Raw genomic sequence first — 893 nt, 5'->3', positions numbered from 1 at the left:
GCGGGCACCCCCTCGGGCTGCAGGGCCAGTTCGTCCGCCAGGTCCAGGGCCAGCTCGGCCACGACCTGCCCGTAGAGCAGTTCGCCCTTGGCCGCGCTGGAGCCGGCGGCGGAGGACAGGCATCCGGTGGCCGGCGTCCGTTCCGGCACCACGGGGAGCCGGTCGAAGCGCGGCAGCACCGCGGCCGGGCCGTCGACCAGTCGGTCCATGGCAACGCGGGCCGGCTCCAGGTGAAGCATCAGCGAGGTCTCCAGGACCCCGCCGTGCTCGATGTCCCAGCCCGGGAAGCCGCCGGGGTAGACCTGTGAGAGCGTTTCCTGGCTGACAAAGTCCCAGTAGGAAAGCAGCAGGACGCTCTGTTCGGCCCCCGGCCCGATCCCCAGCTCCTCCAGTGCCAGGTCAATGCCCTCGTACAGGAACTGGTAGTTCTCGAAATGCCCGTTGACAAACACCACGTTCCGGATGCCCTGGTTGAGGAAGGACTTGACCAGGTTGCGCGTCATGCCGATGAGGGCCGCGCCATCCAGGCTGGTGGTGCCGGGGAGGTGGTTTCCGCCGCCGGACTTCTGCTGGGACTTGTACCCGTAGGCGATCGGCTGTGCGACGAGGGCCCCCAGCCGCCTGGCGATGCCCTCGGCGAAGTGCTTGGACAGGACGGTGTCCGTGCCGAGCGGCAGGTGTGGTCCGTGCTGCTCCAGCGACCCGACCGGGATGAGGACGGTGGCCTTCCCCGACGCGAGGGCTTCGCGGTAGGCGAAGGCGTCCATGTCTTCCAGGAATACTGACTTGTCCATCGGGGGTGGCTCCTCGTTGAATTCTGCGTGCTCTGCGTGCTGTACACCTGCCTGCTGCACGGCGCGCGTGCGGCAGGCAGGTTGGTGCGGGCCACCGCT

The 893-nt window shown here is 68.5% G+C and carries 1 protein-coding gene; it reads right to left on the bottom strand.

All coding sequences use genetic code 11. The annotated features are described in order from the left end of the window. The coding region (locus G6035_RS19605; RefSeq protein WP_176618776.1) for a creatininase at positions 1 to 794 on the bottom strand (794 nt) is incomplete at its 3' end. Between the last annotated feature and the right edge of the window lie 99 nt (positions 795 to 893).

This window comes from Arthrobacter sp. SDTb3-6 (assembly GCF_013376095.1).
Taxonomy (GTDB): Bacteria; Actinomycetota; Actinomycetes; order Actinomycetales; family Micrococcaceae; genus Specibacter.
This window is presented reverse-complemented; position numbering and strand designations above follow the sequence as displayed.